General features: G+C 31.6%; 16 protein-coding genes. 4 read left to right on the plus strand and 12 right to left on the minus strand.

The window, feature by feature from the left end; all coding sequences use genetic code 11:
- Both ACEN2H_RS12375 and ACEN2H_RS12380 read right to left on the minus strand, forming a co-directional pair.
- On the minus strand, positions 1-5,424 hold a 5,424-nt coding region (locus tag ACEN2H_RS12375), incomplete at its 3' end, for a beta strand repeat-containing protein (RefSeq protein WP_441732818.1).
- A gap of 75 nt (positions 5,425-5,499) precedes the next feature.
- Positions 5,500-7,104, minus strand: coding sequence for a tail fiber domain-containing protein (locus ACEN2H_RS12380; RefSeq protein ID WP_441732819.1), 1,605 nt, complete (start codon positions 7,102-7,104; stop codon positions 5,500-5,502).
- Positions 7,105-7,572: 468 nt separating this feature from the next.
- On the opposite strand from ACEN2H_RS12380, the gene ACEN2H_RS12385 reads away from it, so the two are divergent.
- Positions 7,573-8,385, plus strand: a complete 813-nt coding sequence (locus ACEN2H_RS12385) for an IS3 family transposase (RefSeq protein ID WP_441732893.1) — start codon at positions 7,573-7,575, stop codon at positions 8,383-8,385.
- A gap of 105 nt (positions 8,386-8,490) precedes the next feature.
- Here the strand turns inward: ACEN2H_RS12385 and ACEN2H_RS12390 are convergent, their stop codons facing one another.
- Complete coding sequence (locus ACEN2H_RS12390) at positions 8,491-10,185, minus strand: tetratricopeptide repeat protein (protein ID WP_441732821.1); 1,695 nt, start codon at positions 10,183-10,185, stop codon at positions 8,491-8,493.
- A 593-nt stretch (positions 10,186-10,778) separates the two neighbouring features.
- On the minus strand, positions 10,779-11,141 hold the full coding sequence (locus tag ACEN2H_RS12395; RefSeq protein ID WP_441732823.1) for a hypothetical protein: 363 nt from the start codon (positions 11,139-11,141) through the stop codon (positions 10,779-10,781).
- Positions 11,142-12,598: 1,457 nt separating this feature from the next.
- On the opposite strand from ACEN2H_RS12395, the gene ACEN2H_RS12400 reads away from it, so the two are divergent.
- Genes ACEN2H_RS12400 through ACEN2H_RS12410 form a run of 3 tightly spaced genes read left to right on the plus strand, consistent with a single transcriptional unit; the run spans position 12,599 to position 14,020 of the window.
- Entirely contained in the window at positions 12,599-13,147 is a 549-nt protein-coding gene (locus ACEN2H_RS12400; protein ID WP_441732825.1) for a hypothetical protein, read from the plus strand.
- A gap of 1 nt (position 13,148) precedes the next feature.
- Positions 13,149-13,670, plus strand: a complete 522-nt coding sequence (locus ACEN2H_RS12405; RefSeq protein WP_441732827.1) for a hypothetical protein — start codon at positions 13,149-13,151, stop codon at positions 13,668-13,670.
- A gap of 35 nt (positions 13,671-13,705) precedes the next feature.
- On the plus strand, positions 13,706-14,020 hold the full coding sequence (locus tag ACEN2H_RS12410) for a hypothetical protein (protein ID WP_441732829.1): 315 nt from the start codon (positions 13,706-13,708) through the stop codon (positions 14,018-14,020).
- 350 nt (positions 14,021-14,370) lie between these two features.
- Here ACEN2H_RS12410 and ACEN2H_RS12415 read toward each other — a convergent pair whose 3' ends face one another.
- From ACEN2H_RS12415 to ACEN2H_RS12450, 8 genes are read right to left on the minus strand one after another with little or no spacing between them, the layout of a single operon-like run.
- Positions 14,371-15,084: a glycosyltransferase family 2 protein gene (locus tag ACEN2H_RS12415; RefSeq protein ID WP_441732831.1), complete on the minus strand. Its 714-nt coding sequence runs from the start codon at positions 15,082-15,084 to the stop codon at positions 14,371-14,373.
- Between the two features lie 41 nt (positions 15,085-15,125).
- Positions 15,126-15,875, minus strand: a complete 750-nt coding sequence (locus ACEN2H_RS12420) for a glycosyltransferase family 2 protein (protein WP_441732833.1) — start codon at positions 15,873-15,875, stop codon at positions 15,126-15,128.
- Between the two features lies 1 nt (position 15,876).
- On the minus strand, positions 15,877-17,229 hold the full coding sequence (locus tag ACEN2H_RS12425) for a hypothetical protein (protein WP_441732835.1): 1,353 nt from the start codon (positions 17,227-17,229) through the stop codon (positions 15,877-15,879).
- Complete coding sequence (locus ACEN2H_RS12430; protein WP_441732837.1) at positions 17,207-18,697, minus strand: hypothetical protein; 1,491 nt, start codon at positions 18,695-18,697, stop codon at positions 17,207-17,209. The genes ACEN2H_RS12425 and ACEN2H_RS12430 overlap by 23 nt, the downstream gene beginning before the upstream one ends.
- Entirely contained in the window at positions 18,690-20,147 is a 1,458-nt protein-coding gene (locus tag ACEN2H_RS12435) for a glycosyltransferase family 39 protein (protein ID WP_441732838.1), read from the minus strand. Before ACEN2H_RS12435 ends, ACEN2H_RS12430 begins: the two co-directional genes overlap by 8 nt.
- Positions 20,137-20,841: a glycosyltransferase family 2 protein gene (locus tag ACEN2H_RS12440; protein ID WP_441732840.1), complete on the minus strand. Its 705-nt coding sequence runs from the start codon at positions 20,839-20,841 to the stop codon at positions 20,137-20,139. The genes ACEN2H_RS12435 and ACEN2H_RS12440 overlap by 11 nt, the downstream gene beginning before the upstream one ends.
- 2 nt (positions 20,842-20,843) lie before the next feature.
- Entirely contained in the window at positions 20,844-21,776 is a 933-nt protein-coding gene (locus tag ACEN2H_RS12445) for a hypothetical protein (protein WP_441732842.1), read from the minus strand.
- A 56-nt stretch (positions 21,777-21,832) separates the two neighbouring features.
- A complete protein-coding gene (locus ACEN2H_RS12450; RefSeq protein WP_441732844.1) occupies positions 21,833-22,876 on the minus strand; it encodes an NAD-dependent epimerase/dehydratase family protein in 1,044 nt (347 codons plus the stop codon).
- Positions 22,877-22,956: the final 80 nt, after the last annotated feature.

Raw genomic sequence — 22,956 nt, forward strand, 5'->3', positions numbered from 1 at the left:
TCCTAAAGCTCTATCTAAAGTTCCTGTAAAAGAATCTCCAGACATCAAGCTTGGAGCAACGGAATAGGTAAATACTGCATCTGTAGTTCCATAAACTTTGGTTTGAGCTGCATCAGCAGTCACAGTTATTGCTTTGGCTGTGATGGAAAAAGCTGAACCCTCATAAGTAATGGCATAATTAGAACCGGCACTTAAATTGCCTTGCGTTATACCATAATTACCAATATCTTCTCCTAAAGCTCTATCTAAAGTTCCTGTAAAAGAATCTCCAGATAATAAACTTGGAGTAACAGAATAGGTAAATACCACATCTGTAGCTCCATATACTTTGGCTTGAGCAGCATCAGCTGTAACAGTTATAGGTTTAGCTGTGATGGAGAAAGCCGCATCAACAAATGTCATTAAATATTTAGGCCCTGCCGAAAGAGTCCCCACATTTATAGTGTAATTACCACTATCTTCTCCTGAAGTTCTGTCTAAAGTTCCTGTAAAAGAATCTCCAGATAACAAACTTGGTGTTACAGAGTATGCAAAAACGGGATCAATTTGTCCAAATACTTTCGTTTGTGATGCTGTTGCTGTAACCGTAATTGGTATTTGATTTAGTTTCAAAACAAAATCATATGTTACAGTACAGCTATTTGCATCAGAAGCCGTAATAGTAAAATTACTATCGACTATCTGAGTTGAAATTCCTGTTAAAGCACCATTTGATGATAAAGTTAAACCTGAGGGCAAACTACCTGCCGTAACTGAATACGTTTTTGTTCCTGAACCCCCTGCAACCAAAATATTTTGACTATATGAAAGATTATAATCATAACCAGGTAAAATTGTAGTTGTAAAACTCAAAGCTGTAGGCTCTGTAATAACTACAGAAGTGCTAGAGGTACATCCATTAACATCTGTGATTGTACATCCATAAGTTCCTGCTGTTAATCCTGTAATAGAAGCAGTGGTTGCAGTGTTATCCCATGCATAACTATAAGGTGATATTCCTCCACTAACCGAAGCAGTAACTGATCCATTTGAACCACCATTGCATGAAACGTTAGCGTCTATACTAGAACTAGCTATTAAAGCAGTAGGCTCTGTAATTGTAAAACTTTGTGTAGCCGTACATCCGTTTGCGTCTGTAGCTGTACAAGTCCAACTTCCTGCTGTTAAACCAGTAACTGAAGCTGTTCCATCTCCTGTTGGAGTTCCTGTCCAATCATAAGTATAAGGAGCCGTTCCACCTGTTGGGGTGTTTACCGTAGCAGATCCATTTGAACCTGCATTACAAGCAATGTTAGTTTGTGATGCTGGTGTTAAAGATATAGAATTAACAACTCCCGATAAACTTACGGTCTGATCTGTTGCTCCTGTTGATGCCATTGTTAAAGTTCCTGAAATAGCACCTGTTGTTGCTAAACTAGTAACTCTAACATAGACCGTTGTTGCACTTAAAGTACCAGTAGCTGCTATATCTACAGAACTTGCAAAACCAGAACCTGAAGTTAAACTTACCTCAAAGCCTGTTGGTGCTGCTACTGTTACATTATTTGTTAAATTGGTTCCTGAAATTGACACCGATTGTTCTGCAGAAGTAAACCCAAAACAAGAAGTAAAACTTGAAATTTGAGAAGCATCGTATGTTATAGTTGGCGTTGCTGCTGTAACTGAACAGCCTAAAGTCATCACTCGGTTTGTGCCATTTGTTGATATCGCTACAAATCTTCCACCGCCATAGGTTACACTAAACCATGTAGTTTGTTCTACTGCATTTTTTGCCGTCCAGGTAATGCCATCAGGGCTAGTCATCACACGGTTAGTACCACTATTTGCTACTGCTACAAATAGACCATTGCCATAGGTGACAGAATACCATGAATTTGCTTCTGATTCGGTTTGTGACGTCCAGATAATACCATCAGGGCTAGTCATCACACGGTTACTACCACTACTTGCTACTGCTACAAATAGACCATTGCCATAGGTGATAGAATACCATGAATTTGTTCCTGCTGCTGTTTGTGCCGTCCAGATAATACCATCAGGGCTAGTCATTACTTGGTAAGCTCCACTTCCTATTGCTACAAATAGGCCATTGTCATAGGTTACAGCACTCCATGAACCTTGTAGTGTTGTTTGTGCCGTCCAGATAATACCATCAGGGCTGGTCATCACGCGGTTAGTACCACCATTTGATACTGCTACAAATAGACCATTACCATAAGTTACTGAAAGCCAACTATTTTGTTCTGCTGCGGTTTGTGCCGTCCAAGTTATTCCATCAGGACTCGTCATTACTCGGTTAGTACCATCACGCGCTACTGCTACAAATAGACCATTACCATAAGTTACTGAAAGCCAAATACTTTGTTCTGCTGCGGTTTGTGCCGTCCAAGTTATTCCATCAGGACTCGTCATTACTCGGTTAGTACCAGTACTTGCTACTGCTACAAATAGACCATTACCATAAGTTACTGAAGTCCAAGCAATTTGTGCTGCTGCGGTTTGTGCTGTCCAAGTTTCTGCTAGGGTACAGGGTGAAGCGTCACTTACAGTACCCAAAATCGCTATGTTTTCATCGGTTGCACCTTGTGATTGTAAAAGTATATTTCCAGAAAGTGAGCCGCTAACAGCTGTACTAGAAATTCTAACATAAACGGTTGTTGCGTTTAATGTACCACTAGCTGTTATATCTATAGAACTTGCAAAACCAGCACCTGAAGTTAAACTTACCTCAAAGCCTGTTGGTGCTGTTACTGTTACATTATTTGTTAAATCGATTCCTGAAACTGTAACTAGTTGTTCCGTTGATGCTGTACCAAAAGTAGAAGTAAAACTTGAAATTTGAGAAGTATCGTATGTTATAGTTGGCGTTGCTGCTGTAACTGAACAGCCTAAAGTCATCACTCGGTTTCTGCCATTTGTCGCTACTGCTACAAATCTTCCACCGCCATAGGTTACACTAAACCATGTAGTTTGTTCTACTGCATTTTTTCCCGTCCAGGTAATGCCATCAGGGCTAGTCATGACACGTTTTCTGCCATCTGACGCTACTGCTACAAATAGACCATTGCCATAGGTGACAGAATACCATGAATTTGCTTGTGATTCGGTTTGTGACGTCCAGATAATACCATCAGGGCTAGTCATCACACGGTTACTACCACTACTTGCTACTGCTACAAATAGACCATTGCCATAGGTGATAGAATACCATGAATTTGTTCCTGCTGCTGTCTGTGCCGTCCAGATAATACCATCAGGGCTAGTCATTACTTGGTAAGCTCCACTTCCTATTGCTACAAATAGGCCATTGTCATAGGTTACAGCACTCCATGAACCTTGTAGTGTTGTTTGTGCCGTCCAGATAATACCATCAGGGCTGGTCATCACGCGGTTAGTACCACCATTTGATACTGCTACAAATAGACCATTACCATAAGTTACTGAAAGCCAACTATTTTGTTCTGCTGCGGTTTGTGCCGTCCAAGTTATTCCATCAGGACTCGTCATTACTCGGTTAGTACCATCACGCGCTACTGCTACAAATAGACCATTACCATAAGTTACTGAAAGCCAAATACTTTGTTCTGCTGCGGTTTGTGCCGTCCAAGTTATTCCATCAGGACTCGTCATTACTCGGTTAGTACCAGTACTTGCTACTGCTACAAATAGACCATTACCATAAGTTACTGAAGTCCAAGCAATTTGTTCTGCTGCGGTTTGTGCTGTCCAAGTTGCTGCTAGGGTACAGGGTGAAGCGTCACTTACAGTACCCAAAATCGCTATGTTTTCATCGGTTGCACCTTGTGATTGTAAAAGTATATTTCCAGAAAGTGAGCCGCTAACAGCTGTACTAGAAATTCTAACATAAACGGTTGTTGCGTTTAATGTACCACTAGCTGTTATATCTATAGAACTTGCAAAACCAGCACCTGAAGTTAAACTTACCTCAAAGCCTGTTGGTGCTGTTACCGTTACATTATTTGTTAAATCGATTCCTGAAACTGTAACTAGTTGTTCCGTTGATGCTGTACCAAAAGTAGAAGTAAAACTTGAAATTTGAGAAGCATCGTATGTTATAATTGGCGTTGCTGCTGTCACTGTACAGCCTGAAGTCATCACACGGTTAGTACCACTATTTGCTACTGCTACAAATAGACCGTTACCATAGATTACAGAGGTCCATTGATTTTGTTCTGCTGCTGTTTGTGACGTCCAGGTAATACCATCAGGGCTAGTCATCACACGGTTAGTACCACTATATGTAACTGCTACAAATTGACCATTACCATAAGTTATGCCACCCCATGCATTTGCTTCTGATGCGGCTTGTGCCGTCCAGGTAATACCATCAGAGCTAGTCATAACACGTTTAAAACCACTACTTGCTACTGCTACAAATTGACCATTCCCATAGGTTATAGAGGTCCATTGATTTTGTTGTGCTGCTGTTTGTGCCGTCCAGGTAATACCATTAGGGCTAGTCATCACACGGTTAGTACCATCACTTGCTATTGCTACAAATAGACCATTACCATAAGTTATGGAACCCCATGCATTTGCTTCTGCTGCTGTTTGTGTCGTCCAGGTAATACCATCAGGGCTTGTCATTACTCGGTTAGTACCAGATTGTGCTACTGCTACAAATTGACCATTTCCATAGGTTACTGATCTCCATTGATTTTGTTGTGCTGCTGTTTGTGCCGTCCAGGTAATACCATCAGGGCTAGTCATCACACGGTTAGTACCATCACTCGTTACTGCTACAAATAGACCGTTACCATAAGTTACTGAAGACCAAGAATATGCCGCTGCTGCGGTTTGTGATGTCCAACTAATTCCATCAGGGCTGGTCATAACAAGGTTAGTTCCACCAACTGCTACCGCTACAAATAGACCATTGCCATAAGTTACTGATCTCCATGCACTTTCTTCTGCTGCGGTTTGTGCTGTCCAGAGTACACCTGGTACGCAAGGTGAGGTTAAGTTTGTTGCTTGCAAAGCAGTAATACTCTTAAAAGCTACCGCTTCAGAAAATTTTTGGCTAATGGTATTCGAAATATTATCGACTGAACTTGAATAAGTTGTCCATTCATTATTACCCCCTTTTAAAGCCAATGATAAGTTTGCTTCGTCATTACCATTTAATTCTCCGTCTAAATAACGCACAGAAAGAGTTCCTGAAAAACTTGTTAATGCATTTGTTGAGGAATAGACTCTTTCAATACTATTGTTTGCAGGTGAACCTATAGCAACTGCATTTGAGGTGTTGTAGATTTCATTATCTGCAATTATATATGTAGTGTTGGGCTCTATTTTAAACCCATCTAAATCTACCGAACTACTTGGTGATAGAGTGATTGAAGCACCATTGTTAATTTTTAGCACAGCTGTTTGTGCATATGTACTAAATGCTATGATTAGCATTAAAAATCGAATTAATTTTTTCACAACTTAAGTGTTAAATAGTTAAACATTATATTTCTATTAGGATAATGCTGTTTAATTTAAATTAGATACTAAGTATTCTAAACGTTCTAAACGTTTTTCTTGAATTTTAAAGCGCTCTATTTCGTTTTGTTGTTCTTTTATAGCGTTAATCAAAACAGGTACAAGTCCTTGATAATTTACGCCTAACGTATTTTTATCTACTTGACTTACTAGTTCTGGAAATACTTTCTGTATGTCCTGTGCTAAAACTCCTATTTTGTGCGAACCATCTTTTTTCATGGTATACGACTTACCGTCTATCAACATAAGTTTTGTAAGCGTTGAACCTAAAGACATAATATTTGCTTTTAATCTTTCGTCAGACAAAACCACTATATTACCACTCACTGTTAAATCATTACCAATAGTTGTATCGCCATTAAACATAACTGAAAAAGCATCTGATCTATTTGAATCGCTAGTTCCATTTCCTATAACAAACGCACTATTTGATGTACTAAAAAAATTATCATCATCCGTAACTATAGCTCCTTGATTATTGTAAGACCCCATAACAAGGGATGAATAATCACTTGCTATTGTGTTAGAGCCCATAGCGGTAGCAAACTGCCCTGTAGCCGATGTGTTATTTCCAGAAGTAATAACAAGATTGACCCATCCTGTGCCATTAAAACAATAGGTATAATTATCATCTGTATCATATACTAGTGTACCAATACCTGTTGCCCCGATATTTGTTCCTAATGTTTCTCTATCTATGGTTGTTAATCTGTTTAATTGTAAACCAGCATTAGATGCACCTAAAACTAAACTTCCATTATTCTCTATTTTTAAGACAGAACTACCACCTGTTGTTTGTACATCCAACAAACCATTAGGTGTGTAATTATCATCTACATTAATACCCACATTACCTGTTGCAGTATCTACTAAAAAGGCATGGTTATTTAAATTACTTGGATGGGCAATATCTAATAAACCATTTGGGGTTTGAGTTCCAAAACCTATAGCTCTATTATCACCAATAAATATAGAATTAGTCTCAGCAGCAGCTTTAATTGCAAAAGGACTGCTATTAAAAATTTGATCTTTTATAGTAAAAGAGTTATCCGATGCTGCAATGTCCCAAATATATTGACCTGAATTTGAACCAGGAATTGATTCAGTTTGTTCTAGGCGGATGGTAGGTACAAAAACTTTCAAATGCAGCGCTTGTATAGGGTCCAATGTGCCAAAACCTATCCTGCCAAAATCACCTACAATAAGTGAATTATGTGGGGCAGTGCCTCTAACTTTGAAAGGAATAATTTCAGTGCCAGAAAAATCAGTGGATGTAACATTTTCTAAAGCAAAATAGTTGTCTCCACTTGTAAAAGAGTCATTAAAAATAAAGCGCCAATCAAATCTACCAAATGTTGAAGTATCAGCAGAAGTATCATCAAAAAGAACACGATTATTATTTTCTTTAAAAATTAAGTTATCATAGTTAAAGTTGATATTAGGAAGCACATCTGTTCCTACAGCTAAATTACCTTTGATGATTACATCTACCATGGATAGATTATCTCCTGATACTGTGGTAAATTGTGCTGAAACTTTATTTTGGCAAATAATACCAAAAATAATTAAAAATAATGTGGTGCTAATTTTTTTCATTTTTTTTTCGTTTATAAGTATGATGCAAAAAGAAGTTAAATATTAATCAAATACTATTTCTATCGGTATACAAATGGTATACTAAATAAGTTTTTTTTAAAATTTAGTTATCTAAATACTAAAAAGGTACTATGCTGACCCCAAAAATCCGAACAAGTTTTCGAGACTAATTTAAATAGGAATAAAAACCTTAAATTACCAGTATTATTCCAAGAATCAGAAGAACCTTATGAAAAGACTTCAAAGCCAAAGTTGTTTTAGAAGCCTTAAAAGAAAAAGATAACATCCAGATATAAGCAAAAAAATACGAATTACTTCCCAACCAAATTTCAGCATGGAAGTCTTAGTCCATAAGAAATCTTGCTGCTATTTTTTCAGTAGAAAAAACGAATGTTATCAAAGATGAAATTCCAACACAAAAATTCTCTTCTCGAATAAGTCAGTATAGTTCAAAGCAGTTATTACCGAATACCAAGCCTTAGTAAAAAAGGGAATAAGCCTAGTGAATTCACTTACAATGAATCTAAAGGGTTGGTGAATCAAGATGCTGTTGTCGAATCTATTAAAGCTATTTTAAGTCATGAGTTTATTGACTGTGGGTACAGTTTAATGACCTCTTATTTACAACGGGATGGTTATCAAATTAATCATAAAAAGCTCTATAGGATTATGAGCGGAGAAGGTTTATTAAAATTAAAAGACCGAATAAATAGAAGTGGTTCTGGACGTAAATTTGTGAAATATAGAAAAGTTAATACCGTTAAACCTTTTGAATGCTTAGAAATGGATATAAAGATGGTATGGATTCCTAATGTAGGTAAAAATGCTTATTTACTATCAATAATAGACGTTCATACACGTAGAATATTAAAAGACTATTTCTCTTTTTCTATAAAACAGGACAAGGTAATAACGTTTCTTTCAGATTTATTTTTAGAATACCAATACCCTGAAAGCGTCGTTATTAGAAGTGATAATGGAAGTCAGTTTATAACTAAAAGTGTTCGAGAATATCTAGGGCTAATAGGCGTTCAGCAGGAATTTACTCATGTAGCCACACCAGAAGAAAATGCCCATATTGAAGCTTATCATGGCATAATAAAAAAAGAAGTCTTTGCAAGAGTTGACTATAGAACTTTTGGAGAAATAGAACTAATACTAAAAAGATATGTGGTTTTCTATAATAATATTAGGCTACATGGACTTTTGGGCCGAATTACACCAATGGAACAATGGAATCAGAATAAACATCTAATTTTAATGAATAAACTAACCGCATAATTAATAATCGAAATTTAAAATAATACTCTTGTTTTATAGGGGTCAAAACACAAAACACTCGCTAAAAACGCAAGTATTTAATATTTTTTGATATTATTAGTTTATTTAAGAGTCAGTTAAGAGATAAATGTATTTTTCAATTTTTAAATCATCTGCAATTTTTAATTTCTTCTTGAGACGATATTTCTTAACCACAACGCTTCGGTATTCGATTTTTAATAATTCCGCAATTTCCTTATTACTCATGTTTAATTTAATAAAACTACATAAATCTAATTCTGACGGAGTAAGTTCTGGATGATAATTTTTAATTGTGGTAATGAATTCTGGATCTAAATTTTTTAATTTTTCTTTAAATTTATTCCAATAAGCAAAATTTTGTTTTTCATTATTTATGGATCTTTCTAAATTAAATTCGATTACTTCTTTTTTTAGTTTTAATAAAGATTTATAATGTGTTTTTTTTACAGAATCTATATTATTTTTTGTACTAATAGAAATGCTTTTAAATTTCGATCTAAATTTATATATCAAGTATACCATGATTCCAAACAATAAAGCGGTAAAATATAAAATGATATTTTTATTAGTTTTTAATTTATCACTTTGGACAATAGTTTTTTTGAGATTAGAATAGTTTAATAATAATTCGTCTTTAACGATTTTTGAATTCGTGTTAAATAAACTATCTTTTAATACATTTAATTCTTTACCATCTATTTTATTGAACTTAATGTCTAGATTTGATTGAGATAATAAATTCATAAACCCATGTTTGTCCATTAAATTAATTTTTTTATACGCTGAATCTATATTATACTCTTTAATGCTTCTATTAATTTTATTTGTAGCACGTAACTCAATTAAATATTCTAAATATTTATTATAAAACATCATAAACTGGCTGTCTTGCGAAGCTTTTGCATAGTTTAATGATTTCGTATATAGGGTATCTATGGTTTTGTTTTGCGGCTCTAACTTCATTAAAAGTTGGGCTTTTGTGCTAAAATAGGTCGCTAAGATCGAATTATCACTAAGGCCTTTTAGTTTAGTAAATTCTATGGTATTTAATAATTCTAATCCCTTTTTTGATTTGTCGATTCGTTCATAGCAACCAGCTAAATTAATTACAGTTAGGAAGTAATTTCTACTATTAATATTGCTTTTATAAAAAGTTAAAGCCTCTTGATACAAAGGCAATGCTAATTCAGATAAATTATTTTTTTTATAAAAATTTGCGAAGTTGATTTTATTAATATTAAGAGTGACGGAATCTTTAATTTTTTCAGAAATTTCAATAGCTTTAACAAAATAAAATTTACATTTATCAAAATCTGATTTTAACGAATATGTAGATGCTATCTCTGAATAAGCCTTAGCCTTATATTCAAGCGTTGTAATATCGGAATGTATTACTGATTCAAAAATTGAAATTGCCTTCTCAAAGTTGCCTGCTTTTTTGTAAACAATACCTAGAGAGAAAAGTGTTTTTGGTTTATTTACATCAGAAGCTAACTTTAAAGATTTTTTTAAATAATAAATCGCAGAGTCTTTTTCATTTTTATATAGGTAATAGTAGGAAAAGTTATTGTAATCCTGTGCTTTTATAGTATCATGATCTTTATAAAAGTTGTTTTTTAATTTATTAATATAAAAATAAGCACTGTCTGGTTGTGTATAAAATAACTCTCTGTATTTCTTTCTATACTTCTCATTATTATTATCTTGAGCATTTGAGAATGTACAATTGAATAAAAATAATATAACTAGTACTATTTTAATTATTTTTTTTTGAGACATTCTTTTATAAATTTGGTTTTTAATCTAAACTTCATTTGTTAAGATTTATCAAATCCAAACGCATTAGCTTGAATCCTCAAATATATTCAAATTAGGTTTATTACGTTACGTATTTTTTTATTAGAAATATTTTTTTATGTTATATTAAAATGAATCGTAAATTGTTCGTCAAGATGTGTAACTATTTTTGAATTAGTGAAATTATATTTGCACTTTGTGATTTGAGGATAGATTAAAAGTATAATAGGGTTAGCAAAGCATCTAAATCAATTTTTGTTGTTTTGTTCCCAATAGAGTCTTTTCCTATTATTAACCATTTGCTAGATTCTTTTCTAAATCATACAGATTAAAATTTTTCAGTTTTGTCCAACTATACAAATCGACTTTTATTTTATTATCAGGATTTACAAAAAGCTTACTCTGGACATGCTAACTTTACCCCAACAAAAAGTTAAGAATATAAACCTAATTCTAAGTTGTGAAAAAGAATCGAAAAATTTATGAGGGCGTTTTCAAAGAGAAAGGAGTTTAATTGAGTTATAACAGAGCAGAATCATAGGAACCAAGATTATAATTAACCTTACCAAGTAGTATTAGAGCCTTAGCTTTATCAATAGAATATTATCTGGAATACTTTTTAAAGCAATATCAATTTGTTTTTTTGCTTCATCATATTTACCTAAAACATTTAATGCTGCTGCATTTTTTATTAATGAATTGCTGATTCCATTCTCATAAGAAAGTTTCTTAGAAATATTTAAAATAGTTTTTGTGTACTCTACCGCTAATTTTGGATTGCTATTTATTATATCTCCTACCTCTATAATCAATTTATCAACCCATGCTTCGTCTTTGTTTTGAGATTGTGATAATAATTCAAGTGAGTTTACATTAGGTTGGGCAAAAAATAATGCAGGAAAAAATAAAAATATAAAAAAACAAATTTTCTTATTCATTTTGATTGATGATAAAGTACTATTAACCGATAGTACATTTTTAAAATTATGAGTTTTGATATAGTAAACTATAACCCGTTGGGTATAATTATTTATAAAAAAAAACACTGATTAAATACTGTCAAGATACCGAAATTCATGATTTTGAAATCGAAAAAAAAATCAATATCGATTTCAAATATAGTAAAAAATTATTTTAGAGTTTTACAAGTATATATTGTTCAAATTGTGATCTAGAATGCAAATTTCGAGTTCACCAAAAGATAAAATATTTAATTTATAAGTAGTTACTTTTATTTCAGCTACTTAAATCATATCAATTGACAGTGAAAACTTATTTTTTAATCCGTTAAAAAATGAACCGCACTACAATTAGATTGAGCAAAGCCAATTCGACAAACGGACAAATTATTAATATTTTGCGATGAAGTATGAGCTAAATTAGTGTCACGTTTTATAGAATTTGAAGATTACTTATAGGCCTTTATAATCGTAATTGCTCAAGTGATAAAAGGATTAAAATCTTCAAATATAATCTCGAAAACGGTCCTAATAAAGGCTTTTGCGTTAGACAGAATAACTGTGCTGCAAAGGCTAAAGCTCTACAAAAGCCATTGGAAGAAGCCGAACTGAAGATCAAGGAGCTTACTACGCTTATTGATGTGGCTGAAGATTAGCTTAACATTGCCATCAGAAAAAAGTTTTGTGCCAAGCAGTCCGCAAAATGAAACATGACTATCCCAAATCAAGGATAAGTGTGTTTTGTCGACAGTTTTGCAAAACAATACATTCATATTATGATGTATTATGACAAAATAAAAATAGTATGGAAAGAGAAAAATGTTGTTCTTCAGTAGGCTAATTAATTAGGAATAATCTTCTTAGGGTCAGCAATCGTAAACTGCTCTATCTTCTGCAAACTTCATTAGCATCAAACATGGATAAAAATAGGCAGTGATTATCTTTTGATTTGCTTTCTTAGTGTAAACTATCGGTTCGATATGAAATGAAAAATGACCTTAAAAATGAATTTAAGGTCATTGACACTACTGTGAACCCTATAGACTTTTTTTCAAACCAAGTACTGGAATTTCTCGAAAATTTGGTTGAAAAAATGCCGTAAAAAAACCCCTAAATTTCTTTAGAGGTTTTTGGTACGACTGTGAACCCGATAGACTTTTTTTCAAACCAAGTACTGGAATTTCTAGAAAATTTGGTAGAAAAAATGCCGTAAAAAAACCCCTAAATTTCTTTAGAGGTTTTTGGTACGACTGTGAAGACTATTGATTTATTCTCAAACCAAGTTTTGGAATTTCTAACGGACTTTGTTGAAAAAATGTCATAAAAAAATCTTGATTATTCTTAAGGTTTTTCGTTAAACTTGTAATCATGGATAACCAAATGTTATTCCAATAAATAATTTCATTAGATTTGAATTTCATTTTCAAAAAAAATAAATGCTAAAATACATTACATCCTTAGTGGTCTTAATTATAATAATATTCAATTTTTCTTGTTCTGAAAAAAAACAAGATAATTCTGGTTTTAATGTAGCATTTGAAACTATAAAAGGTAATGATTGCCATAATTGTTTTGGTAAACTAGTAGTTAGTAAAGGAACTTTAACAGACACTATCAGGGGTGGTCAATGGGGAAAAAGTGTGGATTACCAAAGTTTTAAAATTAACTCCAAGAAATTCCTATTCACGAGTTTTTCCTATTCCTATCCTATGGGAGAACGATCAAATGAGTATAGGATTTATTCATTAGAAAGCTCCACTTTTATGAAGAAATTATTTGAAAAAGCAATTACAGAATACAAAGAAAGGAACATAACTGAGAATGGCATGTCAATAAACTATGTTATTTCACGAGATATAAAAGCTAGCTTAAAAGATAGTATTGGTTTTTTTATTAAAATGAAAATAAGAAAATGCCCTGAGACAGAAGACGAAAATTGTCAAGACATTTTTGAAGATACTAGTTTAGAATATTACACTTATTAATATGGGAGTACATCAATGGTTTAGTTATTGCAAAAAAAAAAATTATATTTCGTTCAGTAATGCAAGATTTATTTCAGTAATTCCATTTTTACGGGGAAGGGATTTCTGCATTCAACTTTTATCCACTTTAAAAGATGAAAAGGAAATTTCATTACTACGTTTAAGCGAACCTACTTTTTGGACAAGAAAAAACCATCATATTGAAATTGCCGGTCTTATTGAAGAAAATAACGACAACCCAATTTACTTTGCTCAAATAGAGCTGGATCATGGAGGTTCAATTCGATATGACTGCGGCCAACTTTATGTAATGTTTCCAGAAAATGAAAGTTTAAAACAAATTACAATAGACCTATTAAAAGCCAATGGCTATTTTGCAAGTGAATTACTTTGGAGATTTTGCGAGAAACATCCTGAAGAATTTTTATTAGACTTTATACTCGGTTATGAAGAAAAAGACATTACCGATGAATTTGAAAAAATGACACTTTGGAATGAAGAATTAAAAAATCAACCTTTTTAATAAATTAAAGTTAAGATTTTTATTCTTAACTTTTTATGCGGGTTTTATTTATATCTCCATATCCAAAGAGCATATATAGTATAGTGGGAAGTTGGGACATCTCAGAGTATGGAACGCAACTTTTAGAAGTTGTACAGTTCAATTCTAAATGCTTGTTTTGCGAATTTGGAAAATCTGTAAAAGTTTACAAATGGAGGTATCAATACAAAATAGATAAAACTCTAATGAACTCCAAGATTCATGAAAGTCAGATAGCATTCAATTTTGAAATAAAAGACAATCAACTTTACGACTTTGGTGTTTGCAATGGATATTTGGACAAAGAAGAAATGAACCTCCTAAATCACTAGGAGGTCCATTGGTTTTAGCAATAAATATTACTCTAATAATATAAACCCTGCCCAGTAATAGAATTGAGTAAATAATTTCTAAACCCTGTTACTACTGGAAAATTCCGTTAACAATATTTTTCGTAGTCATTACGACATTTATAAAAGATTGTAACATCTATACTCAGTACTTGTTCTATGCAGTAATCGTTAATCTCTTATTACTCAATTTAATCGTTGTTAGTTGAAAACATTTTTACAAATTTTCCTGATTGCTTTCATCCTTAAAAACTAAGGAATCCTCTTAACTTCATCTAATTGCTAAAATAGTAGAGTCATAATTGTATTATCAAAAGATTGATATTTAGTAGCTAATTATTTTTCCAATATTTTAAAATACAATATAAAGCGCGAAAACCATCTTTCCATCCAATTTTTTTACCTTCCTCATATGTTCTACCATAATATGAAATTCCGACTTCGTAAATTCTAATTTTAGGTATTTTAGATATCTTAGCTGTTATCTCTGGTTCAAATCCAAATCTTTTTTCTTTTAAGTTTACTGACTGTATGATTTCGGTTTTGAATACTTTGTAACAGGTTTCCATATCCGTCAAATTCAAATTAGTAAAAATATTAGAAATTGTAGTTAACAATTTATTTCCAGTTGTATGCCAAAAAAATATAATACGATGCGGCTTACCTCCAACGAAACGCGAGCCATATACAACATCTGCATAACCGTCAATTATTGGTTTTAACAAAATATTATATTCATTGGGGTCGTACTCTAAATCAGCATCTTGGATTATTAAATAATCCCCAGTAGCTTTCTGTATACCAGTTTTTAATGACGCACCTTTCCCTTGATTAAAAAGATGTTTAAAATAATGAATATTTAAGTCCTTGTTTGCTGATTTAAAAGATAATATAACATCCTCAGAATAATCTGTTGAACAATCGTTGATAATAATTAATTCTTTTTCTATGCAATTAAATAACTCAACAGCTTTTATTTTTTCCAAAACATTATGAATTGTTTTGGCTTCATTAAATACAGGTATTACTATTGAAAGCTTACTCATCTTTTTTATATATTTTAAAAATTAAGTTTAATTGAATATTATCACTCATTTTCTTTATAAATGGAACTTTTAATTAATCCGATTTTATGAAATAAATATTCTCCTGATGTTATGAGACATCCAAAACCGTATTTTAAACTCCTTTTAAAATTTATAGAAGATGCTTCTGGAAAATATTTTGTGGGGCATGTAATTTCAGCTATTTCAAAACCAGCCATAAATATTTGTGAAATGACTTGATTGTCAAATACAAAATCATTAGAGTTCTCTTCATAATTGATCCTTTTCAAAACCTTTGAGGAATAAGCTCTATAACCAGAATGGTATTCTGATAATTTTTGATTTATAAGAATATTTTGTACAAAAGTTAAAATTCGGTTTGATATATACTTATACAAAGGCATTCCTCCTTTTAAAGCTCCTTTGCCCAATATTCTTGACCCTAAAACTACATCGTATAAATCGTTTGCTATGAGATATGACATTGAATGAATTAATTTTGGGGTGTACTGATAGTCTGGGTGTAACATGATAATTATATCTGCTTTTAATTCTAGAGCTTTGTCATAACAAGATTTTTGATTTGCACCATAGCCGAGATTTTTCTCGTGTTTAATTATATTTTGTAAACCATACTCTTTAGCTATCAATATTGTGTCGTCAGTACTATTATCATCTACTAAAATGACGTCGTCTACTATGTCATTAGGAATTTCATTAAGTACTTTTAAAATGGTTTTTTCTGCGTTAAATGCAGGTAAAACAACAATTATTTTTTTATCTAGTATCATACTATGGTATTGGCCAGAGGGGCCCACTTAAATGATTAACTGTAAATGGCATAAATGAATAAATTGAATATATAAGAAAAACACCATAACTAATATTCAAAAATGAGAGCAAAAAACAAATTTTATCTGATAATTTTACTCTCCTAATAAAATAAGCATGTGTAATTAATAATATTATTATACCTGGTAAAGCAAAGGTTGCCTTCATACTCGAAAAATATGGGTATCTCAATGTTTGTATGAAAGGTACTGTAAAAAACAATATTCCGACTAGGATCGGAGTATAAATTAAAATTTTGTGCGTATTTGATTGAAACTTTATTTGTTTCCTCTTCCATATCGCAGAAAATAATGTCCCAAGAAAATAAATAATCCATAATATACCCAGAATATAAGCTAAACGTCCAACAATATTTGCAAAAGGAATATTAGGACTAAGAAATCTCCATTCATAATCAAAAAAAGTTCTTGCAAAAATCTCAGTTGGAAATGACGCTGCAGTTTGATTTGAAATAAATGGTTTTTGTAGTAAGGAATAAATTCTAAATGAAGTAAATTCTACATTTTCTAATGATCCAGGGAATTGTCCTACAGCATAGTCGTAAAAATCTTGATTACTAACTATAAACCTCCCTGTTTGCTTATATTTCGAAAATTCATTCGAAAATGAAAGTATTATTAATAAAATATAAACTGCTGAAAATGTAAAATATGTGATTTTTACTTTTCGTACAAAAAGAATCAACATAATTATTGATGGGAAAATTAATAATAATAACCCATGTTGTTTTGATAGACATCCGATTAAAACAAATATTGACAAATAAACAAAATTATTATAAGATGTTTTTTCTTTGCTATTTATGTCATCGATACTTTTGAGAAAGTAAAAAAAGGATACAACTGATGCGAAAACTAAGAAATAGTCGTTACCAATCATAGACGATGTGAATAAATCAATGGGTAACACAGCAATAAAGGACAAGTACAGTATTTTTCTAGTATCTGAGATGCTAAATCTCAATAATAGTTTATGATACAAAATCAAAACTATAATCGATAAAATTGGATTAATCAGTTGAACAAATTTCCACGCAATAATACTAGTTGTGTTTGTATAACTAATCACTTTATATATTGCAGCGCTAATAGTGTAATACATTGGGGGTTGGTAGCATTCCCAACATTGAGAAGCTAAAGGTTGTCTTAATGTATTTGCATAGATATTAACTACCTCTAAGTGATCGTCAAATGAATTATTAGGAGGGCTAACAAAGAATAGCGTCAGTCTTAGAATTGCTCCAATAACTAAAATTGAAATTATAATAACTCTATTTAATGATTTTTTTTGCATTTTTAAATATTGTGAAGCATCCTATAATGGTACTTATGAGAATAAATATTGTTAGTGTTTTTTCTGTTAGACTTGTTTTCCACTGAAAAACCCTAATCCACCAAAAATTAACTGAGTTTTTTTCGATTGAGTAATTTAATACATGGTCACTTGAAGCAGCTCTAATTTCCTTTTTCCATGCAGATTTAGGAAAATCATTTACTAAAATACCAGATAGATTTTTGGGCAAAATTAAAATCAATTGTTTTATCTGAACAATATATGGTATGTTGTCAATATTATAAATGTATTGTTGTTCGTCAATTCCATGATAACGAATATTTTGCTCAAGTAAATTTCTTTTATAATTTACTGACATTAATAGAACTTGGCTAAAAGCAGCTAGGATCAGTAAAGGATAATAACACTTTTTAATATTTATTTCTATCATTGGTAAATATATAAGGGGTAAGATTGGCAGGATATACCTTGGGCCAAAAGACCAAATACTTCCATGCCAAGCAAAATTCATTGAAAATAATATCAAATACAAACCACTTAACACAAGTATCGATAAAGCAAATTTGTTGTGTTTGTTCCAAAATCTTTTCATGCCTAAAAACCCAAGAATTATTGTAGGTGAAAAAATTAACAAACCTTTACCGGGGGATAAAAGAAAACCAAATAGATTTTGAGGAATACTAGTTAACGACCAAAAAACCGTACTGTTTCCCCAAGCCAAGTGCCACGCTAAATTATACCCCGACTCAAATGGATTACTAAACCTATAGTAATTGTAAAATAATATTGTCACTAGACCAGGAACAACCCCTAAAATCAAATATAATCTCTGCTTGTTATTAGCTAACAAAAGTAGACCCGGCAACACCAAGACAGTTGTGGTTCGAAATATTAACCCTATTGCAATTAACAATCCTGCAAGTAACCCAGTATTTTTAGTACTATTTGATAAGATAAAGTAATATCCTGCAAGAATAAAAAACATTTCAAAGTGATGCTCATATGTGCTTTGAGCAAAAGAAAAAGAATAAGAGGTGAAACAAAAAACAAAAGCAACAAAATAGGATTTATTCTTTGATGCTCCAACTGAAAGAGCTATCCTAAATAATAGAAAGCAACAGAGTGAATGAATAATTAAGTTAACAAATGAAACCAAAAAAGCAGCCGTATAATAACAATCCCCCTCACTATCCGAGGTCAATTCAGCTAAATAATAAATTGGAATAAAAAAAAGTGTTTGACCTAGGTTATATACCATAAATCGCTCACCTACTTGATTAATTGCTATGTTACCATGAAAATCTTCACCAACGTCATTCGGCAAACCTAAACGGTGTTTCTCTAAAAAAATTCTTGTCTGAGTTAAGCGTAGGTGAGTATCTGGATTCTCTATTTGACCAGAGGAAAATAGGGTGCTTAATAAAACTCCTATAATTAGAAATAAAAAGATTGGTCTTATTTTATTCATATAAAAATACGCCTACAAATGGCACTAGTTTAAGTTTTTTTTGATTTTCAGAATTAAGATGATTTTCCCAATATTTATCGCCCAGCATTTCATCAATATAAATTATATTTTTGGAAGTGTTTTTCGGTTTAAAATATTTCGCAGAAATTATATTGAAATCATTTTTTAAATAATATGATAAACCCCAAATTATAGGACCTCCAGGTTCTACAACAATTATAGTGTTTTTCGAATCATGTTTTGAGTCAATGTAACTTGCGAGTTCTTTATACATTTGTTTAGGAGCAAGTGAAAGCGTGTATATTTGGTAAAAAGCTACTCCCGAAATAATACAATATGCGAAGGTGAAAAATATAATATTTTTTTTAGGATAATTCTCAATTACTTTAGCGATAGCCCAGTAGAAAAAAATAAGAATGAAAATATAATATCGTGCAACTATTATCGTATGATGATTTAATACCTTGTCAAATAAAAATATTTGAAAAAAATATAAAAAACCAACACTTAGATAAATTATTCTCTGTTTCCAAGTACTGGCTATCCAATATAACAATATCAAACTAATCACAATTCCAAATACAGTCTCATAATTTTTTGCATCAGACATCGGTGAAAAAAATAAACTTATCAGCCCTTTTCCAAATCCTATCGAAGAATCGAACAAAGAAAAGGAACCGTCTGTCCAGTGAATATTGTGAAATTCTGTTTGTAGCTTAATAATAAAAGTCCATGGAAGGAATAGTATAATGGGAATAGAATAGTTGAGTAGTTTAAAAGTAGGCCCATTTTTTATTACTTCATAATACCCTAAAGCTACTAAGAAAAACACACCGTAATAATGAGTATATAATAAGGCTACAGAAGCTATCATAAAACATATAAAATCAAAAGACTTTAAAATTTTATGTTCACGATATTTAAGCCAATATTTAAAGCACAGCATTGCTAACAGGAAAGCAAATGCATACATTCTTGCTTCTGTGAAATAATAAAATAAAAAAGGGTTGAATAAAACCAATATTAATATTATCCAAATTGTGAATTTACTTTTAAAATTATCTTTTAAAATACTAAAAAAGACTTTTATTGCTAACAAACCAGAAATTAATGAAAAACTCCTTAGAGCTAATTCGGTATAGCCAAAGATATTCGCCCAAACTTTTAAAAACAGAAAGTAAAGTGGAGGATGGCCTTCATGAAGTATTTGAATATGAAAATTACTCAGGAAATTATCTTTTTGCAAAATGTCCTTGCAATATTGTATGGGAAATGCATTTGTAAAACTTGATAATGTATTTCCATCAAATGTGTAAGCACTAATTCCTTTTAAAAATGTTAACGTATAAATTTCATCATGCCAAAAGCCCTGATTATTAGAGTGAATTAATCCTAATAAACCATAGCAGAACAGCAACATTAATAAAATAAAATTTTGTTTATTTTGCATATTTAATACATCTTACTAAAGTTAGCATATACAATTTAACATTCTTGACTAATTTGAGTTTGGATTTCCCAGATGTTCTTTGCTTCCACGATATCGGAATATATCCAATATTAAGTTTATTTGAAAAAGCTTTTAAACTCATTTCTAGACCTATACTAAAACCATCAGATTCAATTGGCGCCATTGCTTTAATAGCTTTTCTATTATACATTTTAAATATATTAGTAAAATCATTAAAATTATTTTTTGTAATTAATTTTACTGTGTTATTAAATATTCGATTTAGTAATAGTTTTATAATAGGGTAATTTATTACACTACTACCAGTTATAAATCTTGAACCAAAAATACAATCATAATCACCTTCTATTAATTTATAATATGATGCTAATATATCAATTGGAGAATCTGAAGCATCAGCCATACAAATTACAACTATATCTCCTTCCCATCTTTCAAGGCCGTACTTTATTGCATTACCCACACCACTATCAAACCTATTATTTACAAATGAAAGGTTTGTATATTTACTTGACAAACCAATTAATACGCTTTCAGTCTTATCATCAGAATAATCATTAATTACAAGAATATTAAATTGAATATGATTATTTAGTTCTTTATAAATATTTGAAATCGTTTCATTCAATGCTCCTTCCTCATTTTTAGCAGGAATAAGTACACAAAGTTTCATATTTAGTTTTTAATTATTTTATTATTTTCCCGCTTCCAAATGTCAAATTCAGGCTTATAAATACCTTTAGAGTCCATTAATCCTAATCTGCTTTTCCAATCACCCTGTATAGGACCGTCTATGATTGAACCCCAAACAATGAACCTTAAGTTTAAATCTTCAGCTTTTTTATAAATTCGCTGTATATATTTTACCCTATCAATATTTTTATATGTAATTGAACTGATCCCTGTTTCCGAAAGACCAATTGGTCTTTTATAAGTCACTGAAAGACTGTCAAGATAATCAATTGAATAAAATCTTTTATTAACAATAGGAATTAGGACATCAGGGTATGTAGAAACACCAATGTAATCTAAATTTTCTACAACAGCATCTAATGCTTCTAATGTTCTTGTCTGTTCCCATCCTGTATGAATTCCATAAAGAAGTTCCAACTGAAAAGATAATCCTATTTTCATGTTAGGGTTGTTATCTTTTAGTTTAGTTTTTAATTCATTGAACGTTTTTATAAATTCTTTATATCCTGCCGGTGAATTTAATGCATAATAATTAACTTCGACCCCTAATGTTAAATAGTTCGGGTGATATAGGTCAACAAGCCGATTTATATCTTTAATAAAAAGAATTCTCACTTTTTCATTTTCAAAACTCCAATTACCGTTTGTACCAGAACGATTGTCTTTTAACCAATCTATATTCAACATAAAAGATTTTCCAGATTGTATAGCTAAAGAATGATACCACTTTACATTTTTAATGACACTGCGATCCATTGGTGACCAGGAAACCTGAGCAATTATAATAGAGGAGTTTTCTAATGTCTCTTTAACTCCTAATTTCACAATGGCATCTGGCATAGTCTCATTAACCCATAGCAACGATCCCACTTCTTTAAATAACCAATCATCCGATTTTCCTTTGCAAGAAATCATTGTTATAGAACAGCAAAACAATATCAAAATATTCCTAAATTTCACCATAATTGTTTTTAAATACTTTGATTAATCTCATTGATAATTTCTTCCAAACCAATATTTATTTTCCAATTAGGGTAGTGTGATTTAAACTTTTGATTGTTACTTACCCACCAAATATGATCTCCAACTCTTGGGTCCTCTATAATTTTATAATCACTTTTTCGAAGTGTTAGTTTTTCGACTAAAGCTAAAGCTTCAATAATTGAACAACTATTTTCTCTCCCTCCGCCAATATTATAAACTTCCCCTGCTTTTGGATTTTTATAGTATTCAAAGAATGCCAAAATTAAATCACGCGCATGAATATTATCTCTAACCTGCTTTCCCTTGAAACCAAATACGTTGTATGTTGTCTTGCATTTAACCATATATGATAAAAACCCATGAAGTTCAACTCCTGAATGAGGCCCTCCCGTAATACAATTTGGTCTAAAAATACCAACATTTAAACCATAATACCTTGCATATTCTTGACACATAATATCTGATGCTAATTTAGATGCGCCATAAGGAGAATGTAAGGATTGATCAATAGCCATATCCTCAGTAAAACCGAAAAAATATTTATGATTCTCTTCGAGTTCGTATCTAGTATCAGTCTCAATAAAATTAAAAGTATTCATATTATCTCCGTATACTTTGCTTGAAGAAAGTTGAATAAATACCGCAGCTGGACAGTTATTACGCATTTCCTCTAAAACATTTAGGGCTCCTACAGCATTTATTTCAAAATCTTCAATTGGATATCTGCCAGACCAATCATGGCTAGGTTGAGCTGCAGCATTAATTATTAACTGAATATCCGTTTTGTATTTTATAAATAAATTATTTAATCTTTTTTTATCTCTAATATCAATGGGATAATGCACATAATTTTCAATTTCGTTAGATATCGATTCAATATTTTTTGAGACCGAACCAGCTGGACCAAAAAAATATCCTCTTGAATCATTATCAATCCCAATTATTAAATCAAAATGTTGAGCAAAAAACCGTACTGATTCCACTCCAACCAAACCCCCAGACCCCGTAATTATTGCTATCTTTTTACTCATTATATCTTGTTTTATTTATTTATTTCAGCATTGACTATTAAGTTCACGTGTTTTACTAACAACATCGGCTCCCTTAATGT

It is taken from the genome of Flavobacterium sp. W22_SRS_FP1, assembly GCF_052113685.1.
Taxonomy (GTDB): domain Bacteria; phylum Bacteroidota; class Bacteroidia; order Flavobacteriales; family Flavobacteriaceae; genus Flavobacterium.

Coding starts and splice junctions, on each gene's coding strand:
- ACEN2H_RS12380 (WP_441732819.1), bottom strand. CDS start 7,104: ATGAAAAAAATTAGCACCACATTATTTTTAATTATTTTTGGTATTATT.
- ACEN2H_RS12390 (WP_441732821.1), bottom strand. CDS start 10,185: ATGTCTCAAAAAAAAATAATTAAAATAGTACTAGTTATATTATTTTTA.
- ACEN2H_RS12395 (WP_441732823.1), bottom strand. CDS start 11,141: ATGAATAAGAAAATTTGTTTTTTTATATTTTTATTTTTTCCTGCATTA.
- ACEN2H_RS12400 (WP_441732825.1), top strand. CDS start 12,599: ATGCTAAAATACATTACATCCTTAGTGGTCTTAATTATAATAATATTC.
- ACEN2H_RS12405 (WP_441732827.1), top strand. CDS start 13,149: ATGGGAGTACATCAATGGTTTAGTTATTGCAAAAAAAAAAATTATATT.
- ACEN2H_RS12410 (WP_441732829.1), top strand. CDS start 13,706: ATGCGGGTTTTATTTATATCTCCATATCCAAAGAGCATATATAGTATA.
- ACEN2H_RS12415 (WP_441732831.1), bottom strand. CDS start 15,084: ATGAGTAAGCTTTCAATAGTAATACCTGTATTTAATGAAGCCAAAACA.
- ACEN2H_RS12420 (WP_441732833.1), bottom strand. CDS start 15,875: ATGATACTAGATAAAAAAATAATTGTTGTTTTACCTGCATTTAACGCA.
- ACEN2H_RS12425 (WP_441732835.1), bottom strand. CDS start 17,229: ATGCAAAAAAAATCATTAAATAGAGTTATTATAATTTCAATTTTAGTT.
- ACEN2H_RS12430 (WP_441732837.1), bottom strand. CDS start 18,697: ATGAATAAAATAAGACCAATCTTTTTATTTCTAATTATAGGAGTTTTA.
- ACEN2H_RS12435 (WP_441732838.1), bottom strand. CDS start 20,147: ATGCAAAATAAACAAAATTTTATTTTATTAATGTTGCTGTTCTGCTAT.
- ACEN2H_RS12440 (WP_441732840.1), bottom strand. CDS start 20,841: ATGAAACTTTGTGTACTTATTCCTGCTAAAAATGAGGAAGGAGCATTG.
- ACEN2H_RS12445 (WP_441732842.1), bottom strand. CDS start 21,776: ATGATTTCTTGCAAAGGAAAATCGGATGATTGGTTATTTAAAGAAGTG.
- ACEN2H_RS12450 (WP_441732844.1), bottom strand. CDS start 22,876: ATGAGTAAAAAGATAGCAATAATTACGGGGTCTGGGGGTTTGGTTGGA.